Annotated in this window: 1 protein-coding gene; it reads right to left on the minus strand. The window is 71.0% G+C overall.

The window, feature by feature from the left end; translation table 11 throughout:
* Positions 1–80: 80 nt before the first annotated feature.
* The coding region (locus ACOV8S_RS23510) for a PQQ-dependent sugar dehydrogenase (RefSeq protein ID WP_448320043.1) at positions 81–1,560 on the minus strand (1,480 nt) is incomplete at its 5' end.

The following is a 1,560-nucleotide window of genomic DNA, read 5'->3' on the forward strand; positions in this document are numbered from 1 at the left end:
CGGCGGGGGGCCCGGGCCGCGGCTGGTCGCCGTGGCACGGGCCCCCTTCGTACGTGTCGTGCGCTGCCGCCTGTCCGGTGTCAGTTGCTGCCGGTGCGGGCGCAAGGCATGTCGTTGAGCGTGAAGCGACCCGGTGCGGCGGTGTTGCCGGTGTGGCTCACCAGGTAGCCGAGGGTGACGGAGCCGCCCGGTGGGATCGCCGCGTTGTGGCCGGAGTTGGACGCGGTGTGGATGTCACCGAGGGTGGTGAGATCGGTGTTCCAGTCCGAGGTGACGCTCTGCCCGTAGGGCAGCGAGAACTGCAGCCACCAGCCGTCGATCGGGGTGGTTCCCGTGTTGGTGACGGTGAGGTCGACGGTCATGCCGGTGCCCCAGGCCGTCTTCTTCACGTCGACCTTGCAGGGCGGCTTCGTCCGCTCGAAGGAGACCTTGTGCAGGCCGCCGGGCAGGTCGTTGACGACGTAGAACTCGCCTTCCTGGGTGGTGCCGATCGCCGTCACCTGGGTCGGCCAGTCACCGATGTCGGCCTGGCGGTAGCCGCCGTTGCCGTCGGGGCGCAGTGCCCAGACCTGGGACGAGCAGTAGTCGGTGGCGATGTAGGTGCCGCCGACCAGGTCGGCGAACTGCTTGCCGTGGTAGACCTGCCCGCCGATGACCGCGCAGTTGCCGTTGTAGGGCGAGTAGTAGTAGTCCTGCGGGGTGTAGCGGGCGCCGGAGGCGCACTGGGCCTCGTCGAAGACCTGCGGGCCCTCGTAGCAGGACCAGCCGAGGTTCGCGCCCGCCTGCTCGGCGCGCGTCAGGTGGGTGATCTCCTCCCACCGTCCCTGGCCGACGTCGGCGACCCACATCGACCCGTCCGCCGGGTCGAAGGAGAACTTCCACGGGTTGCGGGTGCCCCAGAGCCAGATCTCGCCCCGGGCGCCGGCGGTGTTGGCGAACGGGTTGTCGGCCGGGATGCAGTACGGGAGCGAGCCGCAGCTGCGGCTCACGTCGACGCGGAGGATCTTGCCGAGCAGGGTGTCCTTGCGCTGACCGGTGTCGAACGGGTCGCCGGACCCGCCGCCGTCGCCGATGGCCATGTACAGCTTGCCGTCGGGACCGAAGGCGAGCTGGCCTCCGTTGTGGTTGCTGTAGTCGGCGTGCGGCTGCTGCAGCAGCACCTCGAGCTTGGCGTCGGCGAGGTTGTAGCGGGCCAGGGTGACCGCGCCGTCGGGCAGCGCGGTGTAGGCGAGGTAGAGCTTCTTGCTGGTGTTGAAGTCGGGCGGCAGGGCGATGCCCAGCAGGCCGCGCTCGTTGCCGGACTCGTCGACCTTGTCGACGATGTCCAGCAGCGGGGTGGAGGAGAGGCCGGAGCTGGGCTGGTAGACGCGCACCCGTCCGGACTTCTCGGTGATGAACAGCCGCCCGGTGCCGTCGCTCGGGGCGACGATGGCGGTGGGGCGCCGCAGGCCGGAGGCGACCTGGGTGGTGGTGGCGAGGACCTCCTCCATGGGCGGCACGGCGGCGGCGGCCGTCCGCGACTCCTTGGCGGGCGGGGCCTCGGCGGAGGCGGCGGGGAGG

The sequence above is a fragment of the Streptomyces sp. CO7 genome (genome assembly GCF_053474865.1).